We start from the raw sequence: 16,752 nt of genomic DNA on the forward strand, positions 1-16,752 counted from the left end.
AGTACCGTTACGTGTGAAGCCAAGCGAAAGCACGTGTTCCGACGAATATAACAATCACATACTCGTTCAAAGCATTCAAGTGGGAAGTTTGAGTTACTTATCCCTATTTCTGTTTGGTTACAGTCCATCGTATACTATACCCTATTTCTATGAAATTGTCTAGTTCTGTTCCTTTCACAGTTGCATACCTTTTATTTCTCCTTTTTAATCGTAATATCAACACCATCTGTAGACATTACAATCGTACCATCACGATCGGTTCGATACAATAGGATTCGCTGCTGGTTTAAAACCGCTAGTGTCTCTTTTTCTGGTAAATCGGTGCCATCTCCCTCTTCGCAGGTTATAACTGCAACAGCTGGATTCACTTTATCAAGAAATTTTTCACTAGAGGTTTGATTGCTTCCGTGATGACCTACTTTGATCACATCTGCATGTAAGTCATATCCTGCTTTCATCATTTCTTTTTCCGAAACTCCCATTGCATCTCCCATGAAGAGGAATTTCTTTGCTCCATATTGCATCATGAGAACAAGAGAACTTTCATTATCGGAATCTGCAGCCATTGCCTTTTCCCCTGGTGACAACACGGTGAACTTTACATCATTTACATAAAACATACTTTTTACTTCCGGTATGATCTGGGTTACTTTTAGAGCATCAGCCGTTTTAATCATGGCAGTATAGGGCTTTGTATTCTTTCCACGCGCTGACATCATTAAGATTTTTGTTGGAAATGCTCTCAATATGTCACTCATTCCTCCTACATGATCCTTATCACAATGGGTCGCTACTGCATAGTCTAGTTGCTCTATGTTTTGTTCTTTCAAATAGGTAATGATTGTTTCTGCTTTCTCACTGGTACCCGAATCGATTAACACAGCGTGTTCACCCATCTGTATGAGAATACAGTCTGCTTTTCCCACATCCAAAAAATGTACATATACCATGGACTTTTCCTGCAACCCCTTCTCTTTTGTTTTATTTGTCGTTTTCTTACTATCTGCATCATCCAAATCCGTATCCTGCTTTTCATTTGTTGTTACAAAAGGAGTATATTTAGTACAGGAACACACAAATATACTACATACTACAACCATAATAAGAATGCATTCACGATAGTTTCTCTTTCTTTGGCAGCAGAATTGTTTTTTCATTCAAACGAAGCCTCCTACAGATGATCCAAAATATATTCAAGATAAAGCTTAACAAGATTAATATCCGTACATTGATAAAGCATTCTTGCACCTACCACATCTTCAATCTCATTAAAGATTAGTTCTCCTTCATCTCCAATAATGAAATCAATTCCAACCATATCCGGTTCAAGTAGTTCAATGATGCTCTGTACGCATTGTCTTTCCTCATGATTTAATTCATAGACACAAACCTCTCCTCCTAATGAAAAATTGGATTTGAATCCTTCCTTTGCTTTTCTAAGAATAGCAGCAATAATCGTTTTTCCAATAACATACACACGAAGGTCTTCATGTTTTGTACCAATCAACGGTTGAACAACGGTATCATATTCCTTCGTTTGCATAACGACCTTATCGATTTCATCTTGGTTGGTTGGATCAAGAAGATACACTTGCTGTCCTCCATGTCCTGCGACAGTTTTTACTACTGTTGGAGTGGTTCTTCTTTCTAATTTTTTCAGTAACATACCCTTTTTACAAAATATTGTATCAACCATAGGAATATTAATGGCTGCTATAAATTGATACGTAAGTGCTTTATCATTACAGATGCGAGCTACTTCTGCCCGATTAAATACAGGAATCTTCATACATTCCAATTGGCTGGACAAAAGAGGATCAATCACACGACTGATTACAAAAACTGGAGCTTGTATGGGTTTTTGTTCATATTCCAAAAAATACGTACCATTACTTACCCCGAAATCCAATTTTTCAACTAGGATTAGTTCTACATCCAAGTCAAACTGTTTTCCTTCCTCCTGATACATCTGAATATAATGTTTGTTATACTCTGCTTCTTTTTCTCCATATAGGATCCACGCAAGCATAATATCGCTCCTTCCCTATAAGCAACTCTGTTTTTTTACAATATATTGGATAATTTGATCCGCTACATTCACTCCTGTGCAATCCTGTATATTCTTAAAATGGGCATTGGAATTCACTTCACAAACAATTGGTTCTTCATTCTCATCAAACAAAAGATCCACCCCAGCAAAATCGAGGCCTAATGCCTTAACACAAGCAATTGCCGTTTCGATCTGTATGGGAGTTGGTTCATATCGTCTCATTTTACCACCATTGGAAATATTGGCTCGAAAATCTCCTGTATCGGAATATCGATACATTGTTGCTACTACTTGATCTCCAACCACATTTAACCGAATATCTCTTGCAAAACTGGATTTGATATATTCTTGCACCAAAAATGGTTTTGTACCAATCCGATTCAAACAATCCAGTAAATCCGGATAATTGTGCACGAGATATACTTGTTGGCCAAAGGAACCAAAGCATTCCTTCACAACCATCGGAAATCGCAATTGTTCCACCATCTTATCAACAAAATCATAATTCGTATATCCAATGTTAGGATAGGTCATTGGAGCCAGGATTGTTTGCGGCATACGAATATGCTTTTGATTTAATGCTATGTGTGTCATTGCCTTATTATCACAAATTTCTATTGCTTTTGCTGAATTATAAACTGGTAAGGATAAGCTCTCTAGATAACTGGCAAGTCGTATGTCCTTATCCCAAAACAGGACAAATTGTGGTTGCTCTTTTTCCCGTTTTGCTTCAATTCCATTCCCGCTTGTCAGATCAACGAGTAGCTCTGCATTGGTCTTAACAAGTAATTCAACATCATATTTTTTTGCTGCATTAACTAACCACATATTTAGCTCACTATATTTCTGTGAATTCAAAAACTCATTGGTAACTAACCATGCTTTCATTGTTGCATCTCCTTGCTGTATGATTTTAGACATGTATTATGATTTAGACATGTTGTATGGGTTTTAGCCATATTGTGTGCTTAAAGGTATATGGAAGTCCTTAGACAGCATAACTCATCAAGAATATATATATGGTGGTACCAACAAGTACAATATTCTTGTACGGCGTGATACCACCATGTCTTACTACTTATACATATTCATCAACATACTGTTCAAACTGTTCTTCGGACATAAGGATCTTTCTTGGTTTTGTTCCCTCTTCAGGTCCAACAACACCTGCTTCATACAACTGATCCATAATTCTTGCCGCGCGGTTGAAACCGATCTTATATACACGTTGCAACATACCGATTGACGCCTTATCTTTATCTATAATGAATTTACCTGCTTCCACAAAATAATCATCTCGTTCACTTGCAGAGGAAGATGCACTATCTGAAGTTGTAGTACTAGCTATCTTAGAGGTGATCTCTTCATTATAGCTTGGTTTGCCTTGTTGGGAAGATAGGAATGCAACAACTTCACTAACTTCCTTATCCGATACAAAGGCACCCTGTATACGTACTGGTTTTGGATAACCAGATGGGAAGAATAACATATCTCCTTTTCCTAATAACTTCTCGGCACCAGAGCCATCAATGATTGTACGTGAATCGACAGCAGAGGACACAGAAAATGCAATTCGAGACGGAACGTTTGCCTTGATCAATCCTGTGATTACATTAACAGATGGTCTTTGCGTAGCAATGATCAAATGGATTCCAGCCGCACGTGCCATCTGTGCCAAACGGCAAATCGCATCTTCTACTTCACCTGGTGCAACCATCATAAGATCTGCTAACTCATCTACAATAATTACAATCTGAGGCATCTTTTGGAACTTCTCATCATGATATTCTTCTACTTTCTGAATCTTGGAATTGTAACCTTTTATATCCCTTACACCTAATTCTGCAAAACGGTTGTATCGGTCTGTCATCTCCATGACAGCCCAATTTAAAGCGGCAGATGCTTTCTTCGGATCTGTAACAACAGGGATCAAAAGATGAGGAATACCATTATATACACTTAATTCTACCACTTTAGGATCCACCATGATTAATTTTACATCATCAGGGTTGGATTTATATAAAATACTCATGATCAAAGTATTGATACATACCGACTTACCGGAACCAGTTGCACCTGCAATTAATAAATGAGGCATCTTGGCAATATCTGTTACTACAACTTGTCCACCAATATCTTTTCCAACTGCAAAAGCAAGATCACTCTTATGTTCCTTGAAATCTTTGCTTTCAATTAATTCACGTAACATTACAGCAGTATTTTCTTTATTAGGAACTTCAATTCCTACAGCTGCTTTTCCTGGAATTGGAGCTTCTATACGTATATCTGCTGCGGCAAGATTCAGTTTGATATCATCTGCCAAATTTGTAATTTTACTTACTTTTACCCCTTGTTCCGGTTGAAGCTCATATCGCGTAACAGCTGGACCACAGCTTACATTAGTTATGGTAACACCGACACCAAAACTCTGTAATGTTTGCTGAAGTTTCATTGCCGTTTCTTTCAACTCATTATTCGAAGCACCTTTTGAAGTATTCTTCGGTCTGGATAACAGATCCACTGGAGGAAACTCATATACATACGGTTCTTCTACAACTGCCGATTGAGATTCTGAAGATGCAACTACGCTAGTAGAATTTTGTTGATTACCATTATTTTCTGTGGAATTAATAGAGGTAGTAGCATTCATATTTGCAGTTACATTCTGAGAAGTCATTTCCTTTGTAACAGAACTTCTTTGTTCTGCACTTTCTAATGGTTCTTTTCTGTTCTCTTGCTGTTCAAAGATTTCTTCTACTTCTTCATTTTCTATCGATTTTAGATCAACACGGAAATCATCAAAATTCTCTTCTTCTAAAGTTCCGTCTTTTGCCATATTGATAAAGGTATCCTGTTGCTCAACTTCCATGTTCTCCTTTGAATTATCTTCCTGTTCCTCTACAGAATCCTCAAATTTTTCTTCATAGGAATTAAAAGACTCTTCTGAAGAGAATGGTTCTAAGGAAGATTGTTCCGTGGAATTCGATTCAAACAGATTAGAAACTGTATTTATCTGCTCTTCGATGTTCGAGTCTTGTTGTATTGTCTGTCCAACTTTTATGTTTTCTACATCTGTAGTATCTAGTATATCACTTTTGTCTACATTTGTAGTCTTTCCATCAAAACTTTCATTCATAATCTGTTCCGCTAATTTTTTAATGTCATAGTCTTTGTTTTGACTAAACTTTCGTTTCATTTCTTCTTTATATAGTGGTTTTTCTTCGTAATCATAATTGGTATTCTGATCCCCCCGATAGATTGGGATTGAATCAAAATCAAAAGGTTTTACTTCATCGAGTGGTGCTGTCTTATTTTGATTAATTGGGATAACTTTTCCTTTTCCCATATCTACCTTATTCATTTGCTGATTTGCTTCTATAAATGGACTGTTTAATTCATTATTGGAGGCAAGATCAGGAAATGTATAGGTCTTTGCTTTCTTTTTTCTTCCTTTTTTATCCCGAGCTTTTTCAGAATTTGCTCGATTGTCATATCTTGCTTGTTGCAAATCCTGCGTGACACGAAGCTCCTCTTCTTCTGGTTCCTCTTCATACTCTTCTTCAGCATAATATGCTTCTTCACGTGCTTTTTTGATTTCTTCTCTTCGCTCTTTCATTTCTTTTAATTTAACAGAACTTTTTTTACCTAGACTTGCGAACAAAAGTTTTTCCGTTATAAACATGATCAATAATGTCATGACTGCTAATAAGATCACTAAAGTTCCTGCAAACCCAAATAACGGATACATAACCGAATAGATTGCTCCTCCGATTAATCCGCCACCATTTCTGTTTGCCGCAGAACTAGTATAATAGTCGAAAATATTCCAATCTGAATTATACGAAACCATTAGTAATTGTATAAATGCCGCAAGAATGCAAACAAAACTAATGCTACTTACCAATTTAATCGTTGCTGTAGTATTTCCTTTGTTGGATAACCGAAAGGCAACTCCAAAAAACAATAAATACGGTAATAGATATGCCAATATACCAAATAGACCAAATGTAAACCGATTGATAAAAGCTCCTACCGTTCCACTCAAATTAAAATTACTTAACACCAAAATAACTGCGATTACCAGTGTGACTACAATTGTAACTTCATCTTTATAGCGACTCAACCCATTCTCATATTGATGGCCGCTATTCTTTTTTCTATTTCCACTCTTTCGACCACTGGATGTACCTCTGCTATTCGAGGGCTTTCTTCCTGGCGTTTTCTTCGCTGTTGAAGAAGTTCTTTTCTGAGTTGCCGCCATGCTAATTTCCTCCTTATGCTACAAAATTCCATATGATTGCAATCATTCCGACTACAAAACAATAATACGCAAATCCTTTATATTTTTTTCCACGTACAATAACAAGCATTGTTTTCATACATATATATCCCACTACAGCTGCAACACAGGTTCCAATTATATATGCTACAATATCATTAGAACTTGCCACGATGGAACCAAAGTCTTTTACCTGTAATATAACAGCACCTAATATCGCTGGTATAGACATGATAAAGGAATACTTTACTGCAAAGTTCTTGTACAATCCACAAGAAAGGCAGGCTGTTATGGTTGTCCCTGATCGGGATAAACCAGGTAATGTTGCGAAACCTTGTGCAAGACCAATGATGCCTGCATTGGCATAAGAAACATCATTGGCACGTTTCTTTCCTGGTGCTGTACGATCTGCAATCAATAATAAAACCGCTGTAAGTAACAAACACAATCCAGGTACTAATAATGTCTCACTGGTCACTTCAATAACATCACGAAACAGGAGTGCTAATATACCGGTTGGAATCGTTGATACGATCACCAACATAACAAATTTTCGATATGCGGTACAGACAACTTTCTTGTATTCCTTCTTATCTTGTGAATGAAAAAGATTATGTATTGCTCGTCCTACATTGACAAAGAAATCTCCAAGAATTCCAAATCCTTCTATAATCAATTTCTTAATATCCTTCCAAAATACAAGAAATACGGCAAGTAGTGTCCCAAAGTGCAACATTACGTCAAATAATAAACCGGTATCTGTATTCATATGTAAGATTTGTTTCATTATAGCCAAATGTCCCGAACTACTAATGGGTAAAAATTCTGCAACACCTTGCAAGATTCCCATTATAATCGCTTGAAATATTGTCATGTTTCATTCCTCCTACAGGATATTCTATTTTTTTCTTTTGTGAAGTTTCCCATATGTCCGCCAAATGCTTTATAATACAATAGAAAAGCATTTGGCATGCAAAATACCGTATGACATAAAAGTCAAAATTAGACCATGAAATCCTACTAATAGAACAATGCTATCATCCATCAAATTGTTTGCATTCAATTGGTTTCATTCTAAAATAACATAAAAATTGATTCTATATACGATAAGATTATACGCAATCTTAACTTACATTAGAACCAATTTTATTATACCTTTTCTATTTCTGATAAGCAAGAGGCAATTATGCTAATTCTTGCCTTCAATCATATCATACAACTTTTCAATAGCCTCATGAATACCACCTACAGTATCTATAACGCCTCTCTCTACTGCTTCTTTACCTACCAGTATTGTTCCAAGATCTTTCGACATCATAGCTGTATTAAACATCATGGTTTCAATACCTTCTCTATCTGCTTTGCTATGATCTGCAATAAAGCCAACGATACGATCTTGCATGATTTTAAAGTAATCGTATGTTTGTTGAGATCCAATTACCGTTCCGCTCATACGTACAGGATGGATAATCACCGTACCTGTTGGAACAATGAACGAATAATCGGTTGCTACTGCTAATGGAACTCCTATGGAATGGCTGTCACCAACAATCAGCGATACCGTAGGTTTACTCAAGGATGCAATCATCTCCGCAATAGCCAAACCAGACTCCACAGCACCACCTATGGTATTAATTAAGAATAGAACACCCTCAATATCTTCACTATCTTCAATAACCGCAAGCTGTGGTAAGATATGCTCGTATTTGGTTGTTTTCGTCTGTTGAGATAAGCATTCATGTCCTTCAATTTCACCAATAATCGTCATCAAGTGTAATTTATGATCTCGTCTATTCTTATCCAAGGTTACCTGACCATATTCTTGTACTTTATCATTGTCTAGCTTCTCAATTTCCTTCGCAGTTTTCTCATCTACCTCTACTTTACTCTTATCATTTTGTGAGGACTGCATATTCGCATTATTGTTTGCCGTATTCTGTTTGTTGTTTCCCTGCTTATTTTGTAACATATATTGTTCACTATTGGCGTTTTCTATCTCTCCAGAATTATTTACAATTCCAGCTCTTGTCGCAATCATGCGTTCCCACTCACTTACATTCCAAGTTTGCATCTTGTTCCCTCTTTTCATTTCATTCAGAACAATTCTCTGTTTAGACGGTATGTCCAATTACAGTAATTGACCGAAGCAATTCTTTTTTGGGAATAGTATGTGTTATTTCAAAAATCCTATACGCACGATGATCTTTTTTAAAAACGAGCCCTATAATTAATCCGTGTGATTCTCCATATATTGAAATCGTTTTGTAATGATTCCAGCTAGTATTCCAATAATAGTTCCTGTTCCTATTCCTGTAAGGGATAAGATTGGTAATATATATACCAAGTTGACAGAATCAATAACCATAATTGCCACTAAGATCTGACCTACATTATGCATAATGGCGCCAACTATACTAACACCGATTATGCTGAACTTACCTGTTCTTTTTAGTAACATCATCATAAGTAGACTTAAACCAGCTCCTGCAATACTATATAGAAGACTGTATAGATTTGCAAACGTAAATGCTACCAACAGGATTCTTATAAAAGAAAGGATTGCTGCTTCTTTTGCTCCCATACGATACAAAGCAAATAGGGCAACAATATTAGCAAGACCAATCTTCATTCCAGGAACAAGCATTGGTAACGGAAAAATCGATTCAATATAACTTAATAAGAATGCTACAGCAATTAACATTCCATATAAGCTAATTTTATTATTTTTTATCATGTGAGAAACCTTCTTTCGCAGCCTTTTCATGAAAATCATAACCATTTATAATATATTATTGTGCAAACTCGTCTAATTGAATGGAGCTCTTGTCGTTCTTACTACCAACGATTTCAATAACCATCTTATTCGGTAAGCAAACAATCGTCTCCGTATCCGCTTTTATCTTCTTATGTTTTACACAATAACGATCAGGACAATCGGCATCTTGCACAAACACACTTCCATTCTTTACAACAACCGTATTGGTGCCGCCTCCAGCTCCATGAATCTCAACTTTTGTATCCTGATCCAACGGAAGTTTTTCTACAATTTTTCCATCTATCTTAATAACCGCGTACGCACCAGGTTTACTCACCAATTGGGTAATTAGTACAAAAATACCAATCACTGCTAATAGAGACACGATCAAGATTATATCATTTTTCTTCAAATTATATTCCTCTTTTTCTAAATGACGTAAGTAAAGCTATAACGTTTTAGGATTGATGCCATAGTTTAAAAAAGCACAACAACAAACGATCCCCCATGTTCCGCTATAGTAATTGAATTAAATTATGTTAATTTATTGACATCATGTTCTTCATTCTTTAGAATGAAAAGCAGACATATGGATTCATGCAATCCTCACACAATCATATAATGAGAAAGGACAATTTATGAAAGGACAATGTATAAAACGACTATCCTTACAAAAATTACTTATTCCACTGTTTATAATTGTTATTGTAATTTTTAGTATATTCTTCTATCTAAACCACCGATATGATAATGCACGTATCGAAAAATCCGCCTTAAAATTAAATACCTACATAAAGGTCACATTATATGGAACCAAGGATGAATCCCTGATTGACGATGTCTTTGCTCTGTGTGATTACTATGAAAACTTATTAAGCAAAACGATTGAAACAAGTGACATTAGTAGGTTCAATCATCGAACAGATGATGAAATAACTGTTTCTAATGAAACTGCTACCCTAATTAAACTAGGGTTATCCTATGCTGATCAAACAAATGGCGCTTTCAACATAGCAATTGGCAAGTTGACTGATCTGTGGAATTTCACTGCAGATGAACCAAAAGTACCTGAAGACTCCTTGATCAAAGGAACACTCTCTCACATTGATCAACATGCACTAACTATTGATGGGAACACCCTCCATTCAACAGATACACAACTAGAGGTTGATCTTGGTGCCATAGCGAAAGGCTTTATTGCGGATCAGATGAAACAATTCCTGCTAGAGAGAGGGGTAACCAGTGGTACAATAAATCTAGGCGGAAATGTTCTCTGTATTGGTTCTAAACCAGACCATTCTCCATTCCAAATTGGTATTCAAAAACCTTTTTCAGAGCAAGGTGAAGTATTATTAGCTGTAGAAGCTACGGATTCCTCGGTTGTAACATCTGGAACTTATGAACGCTATTTTATTGAAAACGAGAAATTATATCATCATATTCTTGATTCCAAAACAGGCTATCCCTTTGACAATGGATTAGCTTCTGTAACCATACTATCAAAAAAATCAGTAGACGGAGATGCACTAAGCACCAGTTGTTTTGCTCTCGGTCTTGAAGAAGGAATGAAGCTAATTGATTCCATGGAAGATACCTATGCAATCTTTGTAACCGAAGAGGAAGAGATCTATTACTCCCAAGGATTACAGGATGCCTATACGATCATTCTTCCATGATTTTTACTTACTCATAGTATTATACTGTTCGTATCATACTATAATGTAACAGATTTCGTGATAGAAAGCAAATAGTAGCCCGCTAAAATGTAATTGGTTATGAATTTACAATCATTTGAATAGGTTATAATAAGGAAAACGAAGAGGTATTGTCATGACTTGGCTCATCTCCATGCTAATCCGTACAGCGATTGTTCTTTTACTCGTTTTTCTATTCTATCTCTTCTTTATTGGATTCACTTCCACTATCCTTCATTTCTTATCCAGCAAAGAAGATAACCAATCAAAAAAGAAATAGAAGAGCTGCAACAGCTCTTCTATTTCTTTTTATCTAGATTTGATCAAATGCTTGTTTCAAATCGTTAATGATATCATGAATATCTTCAATTCCTACTGACATACGGATTAGTTCAGGTTCCACACCAGCTTGTTTTAATTGATCATCCGTTAATTGTCTGTGTGTTGTACTAGCAGGATGAAGAACACTTGTACGAACATCAGCAACATGGACCACAATGGCAGCAAGCTTTAACTTTTCCATCAGTTTGGCTGCCGTAGCTCTTCCACCTTTAACACCAAACGACACGACACCACATACACCCTTAGGCATATACTTTTGTGCCAAAGCATGATATTTATTGCTTTCCAGTCCAGGATAATTTACCCATGTAACTTTATCATGTGACTCTAACCATTTTGCAACTTCCAATGCATTCTGACAATGACGTTCCACACGAAGATGAAGAGTTTCTAAACCTACATTTAATAAAAATGCATTCATTGGAGCAGGTGTTGCACCAAGATCTCGCATGATCTGTACACGTGCTTTTGTTATGTATGCAGCTCTTCCACAATCTTTTGCATAAACCATACCATGGTATGATTCATCTGGTTCTGATAATCCAGGGAATTTCTTAGAGTTCCAATTAAAGTTACCGCTATCAACAATTACGCCACCAAGAGCAATTGCATGACCATCCATGTATTTTGAAGTAGAATGTACTACAATATCCGCACCGTATTCAATGGGACGACAATTAATTGGTGTAGCAAATGTATTATCAACGATTAATGGAATTCCATTTTGATGTGCTAATTTCGCCATCTTCTCAATATCGCACACAACCAGTGTTGGATTTGATACTGTCTCAGCAAATACACATTTGGTATTTTCTTTTATTTCTTTTTGTAATTCTTCTATAGAAGCATCTGGATCAATAAATGTTACATCGATTCCCATACGTTTCATCGTTACTCCGATTAAGTTCGTTGATCCACCATAGATTGATAAGGATGCCAAAATATGATCGCCTGCACTACATATATTAAGAAGAGCGATGGTTGTTGCTGCCTGACCACTCGACGTGCATAATGCACCTACACCACCTTCAAGGATTGCTATCTTTTTCTCTACTGCATCAGCTGTTGGATTTGCAAGTCTCGAATAAAAGAAGCCGTCTTCTTCTAAATCGAACAATTTACCGACTTGATCACAAGTATCGTATTTGTATGTCGTACTTTGGTAGATTGGCAAAACACGTGGTTCCCCATTTTGAGGTTCATATCCAGCTTGAATACAATTTGTACTAATACTATAATCGTTCATCTTATCACCTTTCATGTCATATATTAAGTGAACGGCTCTACATTTTAACGTAATGCATTGGTAAATTCACTGAATCTATTTTATATCTTCTTCTTCCTATTTGTCAATGTAAAAAGACAGGAATTGACGATGCCTCTTATAATTTGCATCCTCCATTCATGTCTTTCTTACATAACATGCATACGCTTCTACTTCATACCTGTAGAACCAAATCCACCTTCTCCACGCTCCGTAACATCTAACTCCTGCACTTCCTCAATCTCAAATGCAAGATAAGGAATCACAATCAATTGTGCTACTCGTTCCTGTGGTTCAATCGTTTGGACCATATTGGTATCATTGTGAAGGGCAACGATTAATTCTCCCCGATAATCAGAATCGATAACACCTGTACAATTTGCAGGACGTAACCCTTTCTTAACAGAGATACCACTTCGAGCAAAGATTCCTCCAAAGTACCCTTTTGGTACAGCCATGGAAATCCCCGTAGAAATCTTCATCGTCTCATGTGGTGCGATCTCTACCTGATCTGATAAATCAGCAAACAGATCATATCCTGCAGCCTCCACACTTCCTCGTTTTGGTAATGTTGCAGTTTTGGTCAGCTTCTTAAATTTTATTGATTCCATCGACTTTCTATTCCTTTCACAATCTTCTGATCTAAATTTCCCACTAGCGCGACACTGCAAACAGACTCATCTAATATCTTGTTCGCCAATTGATCTACGCTTTCTTTTGTCACTTTATTGACCCGCCCAATAATGTCATTCAATGGATGGATCATACCATATTTCATAATATGTTTCGCATTACTATTCATACGATTTTTCGTACTTTCACTTGCAATCGTAAGATTTACACGAATTTGTTTTTTCGTCTCTTCAATATCTTTTTCAGAAAAACCAGTCTTCTTCACTTGTTCGATGATACGAAATACTTCTTCATAAATCTTAAGTGCTGGTTCTGGGTTCGTTGCTGCATAGATATGGAACAATCCTGTTGTTAGAAAACTACTTTCATAAGAATAAATCGAATAGGTTAACCCCATTTCTTCTCGTATTCTTTGAAATAGCATGCAGTTGGCATTTTCACCCAATATAGCATTCATAACCGTTAACTCATACCGACTCTCATCAATACTTGCTATAGACGGGAATGCAATATTAATATGCATCTGCTCGATATCTTTTTCATCTTTATAGATACAATTTTTATATTCAGGTTTTGTAAGTGGTGGCCGATTAGCGGTAGCACGCAGCTTCCCAAAACTGTTTTCAAGCTGTTCTAATGTTTCCTTTTCATTATAATTTCCTGCAATTGAGATTACCATATTATCTGCTGTATAATAAAGATCACGAAAAGTAATCAATTGTTCTCGTGTAAAAGAACGTACAATCTCTTTTTCCCCAGAAATCAAATATCCAAGAGGATGTTCCTTCCAAACTTCCCGTTGAAGCATCTCATGGCACATATCTTCTGCAGAGTCATCATACATATCAATCTCTTCTAGTACAACACCCTTTTCTTTCTCCAATTCTTCCATTGAAAAGAGAGAATTCTGAATCATATCACTAATCATATCGATTGCAATTGGTAAATACTCATCAATGGTTGTTGCATAGAAATTCGTATGCTCTTTGCTTGTGTAAGCATTCACATTACCTCCGATCATAGAAGTAATATCTGCAAGATCTTTTGCGGAACGTGTTGTTGTCCCTTTAAAAAACATATGTTCTAGCATATGCGCAATACCATTGTTTTTGGCATTTTCATAAGCAGAACCAACCTTTACCCATACGCCAAATGATACACTTTTCAGATAGGGCATTCGTTCTAACACAACGGTTAAGCCATTGGTAAGCTTAGTTGTGGTCGTCATGCGATTTCCCCTTTCTATAGTAAGATTAAGCACAAAAGAAAGGACCATTGCATAATCAATCTTAAGCAACAGTCCCTCTTTCTATCCTCTGAATTCAGTACATAGAACACTATGACTGATCATGACAGAAGTAATGATCTATTGAACATCTTTCATACTAAAGCTGATTCTTCCCATCTTGTCTTTGCCAAGGCATACAACCTTCACAACATCACCAAGAGTAAGAACATCTTCTACATGATTGATTCGTTCTTTGGAAATCTTAGAGATATGAACCATTCCCTCTTTACCAGGAGCAAACTCAAGGAATGCACCAAACTCCTTAATACTTATAACTTTTCCTTCAAAGATTTGACCTTCTTCGAAATCAGTTGTTATGATCTTAATCATATTCAATGCTGCAGACATCTTTTCTGCATCTGTACCACAAACAGAAACTGCTCCATCATCTGTTATATCAATCTTTACACCAGTTTGTTCAATGATTGCATTGATTGTTTTTCCTCTTTGACCAACAACATCACCAATCTTAGCTGGATCAATCTTAATCTGCACGATCTTTGGTGCAAATGTTCCAACTTCTTTTCTAGGTTCTTCGATACAAGGAAGCATAATCTCATTCAAGATATACATACGTGCTTCTCTTGTCTTCTTAATTGCTTCTTCAATAATAGATCTTGTAAGTCCATGAATCTTAATATCCATCTGAATTGCTGTAATACCATCTTTCGTACCAGCTACCTTAAAGTCCATATCTCCAAAGAAATCTTCCAATCCTTGAATATCGGTTAATACGATATAATCATCATCTGTTGCACCTGTAACCAAACCACAAGAAATACCAGCTACTGGTTTTCTAATTGGTACACCCGCTGCCATTAAAGACATCGTAGATGCACAAATAGATGCTTGTGATGTAGAACCGTTTGATTCAAATGTTTCTGAAACAGTACGAATTGCATATGGGAATTCTTCTGCACTAGGTAATACAGGAACTAATGCACGTTCTGCTAAAGCACCATGACCAATTTCACGACGTCCTGGACCTCTAGAAGGTTTTGTTTCACCAACAGAATAAGAAGGGAAGTTATAATGATGCATATATCTCTTTGAAGTTTCTGCTTCATCTAAGCCATCGATCTTCTGTGCTTCTGATAGAGGTGCTAATGTAGTAACTGTACAGATTTGTGTTTGTCCTCTTGTAAACATAGCGGAACCATGAACACGAGGAACAATATCAACTTCTGCAGCAAGTTTACGAATCTCTGTAATTGCTCTTCCATCTGGACGTTTGTGATCTTTTAAGATCATCTTACGTACGGTTTTCTTTTCATATTGATAAATTGCTTCTCCAAGAACAGCTAACCAATCTTCTTTCTCAGCGAAAGCTTCTTCTAATTTTTCTGTTATTTTCTTAATGTTTTCTTCACGGTCTTGTTTTACGTCTGTGAATACTGCTTGTTCCATCTCTTCTTGAGGAACAATTTCTTTCATTGCATCGAATAATTCTGCAGGAACTGCACAACTTTCGTAGGAGTGTTTTTCCTTTCCGCATTCTGCAACGATGGTATCAATGAATTCGATAACTTTTTGGTTTACTTCATGAGCCGCAAAGATTGCTTCTACCATCTTATCTTCAGGAACTTCATTCGCACCTGCTTCGATCATGATTACTTTCTCTCTTGTTGAAGCAACTGTTAATTGAAGATCTGAAATTGCTTTTTGAGCAGCATTTGGATTGAACACGAATTCTCCATCTACTAAACCTACTTGTGTTGTTGCACATGGTCCATCAAAAGGGATATCCGAAATTGCTACTGAAATTGCAGATCCTAACATAGCTGTTAATTCAGGGCTACAATCAGGGTCAACTGACATGACCATATTGTTTAATGTTACATCATTACGATAATCCTTAGGGAATAAAGGACGCATAGGACGGTCAATAACACGTGAAGTAAGGATTGCATTCTCCGATGCTTTTCCTTCTCTCTTATTAAATCCACCTGGAATCTTACCAACAGCATATAATTTTTCTTCGTATTCCACACTAAGTGGGAAGAAATCGATACCTTCTCTTGGTTTATCTGAAGCGGTAGCGGTGGATAATACAACGGTATCTCCGTAGTGCATAAATGCAGCTCCATTTGCTTGAGCTGCAACTCGTCCAACATCAACTCTTAGTGTTCTGCCAGCAAGTTCCATTGAAAAACTTTTGTACATAATCTATCTCCTTTTTATCCATTGATCTTAAAAATCTTTGTAGAACAATGGAATCATTATTTTAGCTGGAGATGCCGAAACAACTGAAAAATACATTATTGATACCAAGGGAATTAATGTACTTTTCAGAAGTCTCGGGTTACATCTCCAAATTAGTTATTATTATACCACCTATGGAAGATTTATGCTACTTCTTTTTTCTAAAGTATCCGATTCACTCCATGAGCTATAAAATATAGCAATCTACGTCTTCAATATACGATTAGTATTTCTCCATCGTTTCA

Annotated in this window: 13 protein-coding genes; 1 reads left to right on the forward strand and 12 read right to left on the reverse strand. The window is 36.5% G+C overall.

Going from position 1 to position 16,752, the window contains the following annotated elements:
* Positions 1-191 precede the first annotated feature (191 nt).
* From HBB17_RS06265 to HBB17_RS06300, 8 genes are all read right to left on the reverse strand, one after another.
* Positions 192-1,157 carry a ComEC/Rec2 family competence protein gene (locus tag HBB17_RS06265; RefSeq protein WP_167956608.1) on the reverse strand — a complete coding sequence of 322 codons (966 nt, stop codon included), beginning with the start codon at positions 1,155-1,157 and terminating at the stop codon, positions 192-194.
* Between the two features lie 14 nt (positions 1,158-1,171).
* Positions 1,172-2,029: an ATP-grasp domain-containing protein gene (locus HBB17_RS06270; protein WP_167956609.1), complete on the reverse strand. Its 858-nt coding sequence runs from the start codon at positions 2,027-2,029 to the stop codon at positions 1,172-1,174.
* Positions 2,030-2,044: 15 nt separating this feature from the next.
* On the reverse strand, positions 2,045-2,938 hold the full coding sequence (locus HBB17_RS06275) for an ATP-grasp domain-containing protein (protein WP_167956610.1): 894 nt from the start codon (positions 2,936-2,938) through the stop codon (positions 2,045-2,047).
* Between the two features lie 190 nt (positions 2,939-3,128).
* Positions 3,129-6,311, reverse strand: coding sequence for an FtsK/SpoIIIE family DNA translocase (locus HBB17_RS06280; protein ID WP_167956611.1), 3,183 nt, complete (start codon positions 6,309-6,311; stop codon positions 3,129-3,131).
* A 13-nt stretch (positions 6,312-6,324) separates the two neighbouring features.
* Positions 6,325-7,203: an undecaprenyl-diphosphate phosphatase gene (locus HBB17_RS06285; protein ID WP_167956612.1), complete on the reverse strand. Its 879-nt coding sequence runs from the start codon at positions 7,201-7,203 to the stop codon at positions 6,325-6,327.
* A gap of 315 nt (positions 7,204-7,518) precedes the next feature.
* Positions 7,519-8,298, reverse strand: a complete 780-nt coding sequence (locus HBB17_RS06290; RefSeq protein WP_167956653.1) for a ClpP family protease — start codon at positions 8,296-8,298, stop codon at positions 7,519-7,521.
* 258 nt (positions 8,299-8,556) lie between these two features.
* On the reverse strand, positions 8,557-9,063 hold the full coding sequence (locus tag HBB17_RS06295) for a Gx transporter family protein (protein ID WP_238483685.1): 507 nt from the start codon (positions 9,061-9,063) through the stop codon (positions 8,557-8,559).
* Between the two features lie 55 nt (positions 9,064-9,118).
* The gene (locus tag HBB17_RS06300; protein ID WP_167956613.1) at positions 9,119-9,496 is read right to left on the reverse strand and encodes a NusG domain II-containing protein; all 378 of its coding nucleotides are present in this window, start codon (positions 9,494-9,496) and stop codon (positions 9,119-9,121) included.
* 226 nt (positions 9,497-9,722) lie between these two features.
* Here HBB17_RS06300 and HBB17_RS06305 point away from each other — a divergent pair, with 226 nt between their 5' ends.
* Positions 9,723-10,760 (forward strand): FAD:protein FMN transferase, encoded by a 1,038-nt coding sequence (locus tag HBB17_RS06305; RefSeq protein ID WP_167956614.1) that lies wholly within the window; start codon positions 9,723-9,725, stop codon positions 10,758-10,760.
* 331 nt (positions 10,761-11,091) lie between these two features.
* Here the strand turns inward: HBB17_RS06305 and HBB17_RS06310 are convergent, their stop codons facing one another.
* The 4 genes from HBB17_RS06310 to HBB17_RS06325 all read right to left on the reverse strand — a co-directional run bounded on the left by HBB17_RS06310 (position 11,092) and on the right by HBB17_RS06325 (position 16,468).
* On the reverse strand, positions 11,092-12,366 hold the full coding sequence (locus HBB17_RS06310) for an O-acetylhomoserine aminocarboxypropyltransferase/cysteine synthase family protein (RefSeq protein WP_167956615.1): 1,275 nt from the start codon (positions 12,364-12,366) through the stop codon (positions 11,092-11,094).
* Positions 12,367-12,554: 188 nt separating this feature from the next.
* Complete coding sequence (dut, locus tag HBB17_RS06315; RefSeq protein ID WP_167956616.1) at positions 12,555-12,995, reverse strand: dUTP diphosphatase; 441 nt, start codon at positions 12,993-12,995, stop codon at positions 12,555-12,557.
* Positions 12,983-14,245 carry a M16 family metallopeptidase gene (locus tag HBB17_RS06320; RefSeq protein ID WP_167956617.1) on the reverse strand — a complete coding sequence of 421 codons (1,263 nt, stop codon included), beginning with the start codon at positions 14,243-14,245 and terminating at the stop codon, positions 12,983-12,985. The genes dut and HBB17_RS06320 overlap by 13 nt, the downstream gene beginning before the upstream one ends.
* A gap of 138 nt (positions 14,246-14,383) precedes the next feature.
* The gene (locus HBB17_RS06325) at positions 14,384-16,468 is read right to left on the reverse strand and encodes a polyribonucleotide nucleotidyltransferase (RefSeq protein ID WP_167956618.1); all 2,085 of its coding nucleotides are present in this window, start codon (positions 16,466-16,468) and stop codon (positions 14,384-14,386) included.
* Positions 16,469-16,752: the final 284 nt, after the last annotated feature.

Source organism: Anaerosporobacter faecicola (assembly GCF_012070565.1).
GTDB classification, from domain to species: domain Bacteria; phylum Bacillota; class Clostridia; order Lachnospirales; family Lachnospiraceae; genus Anaerosporobacter; species Anaerosporobacter faecicola.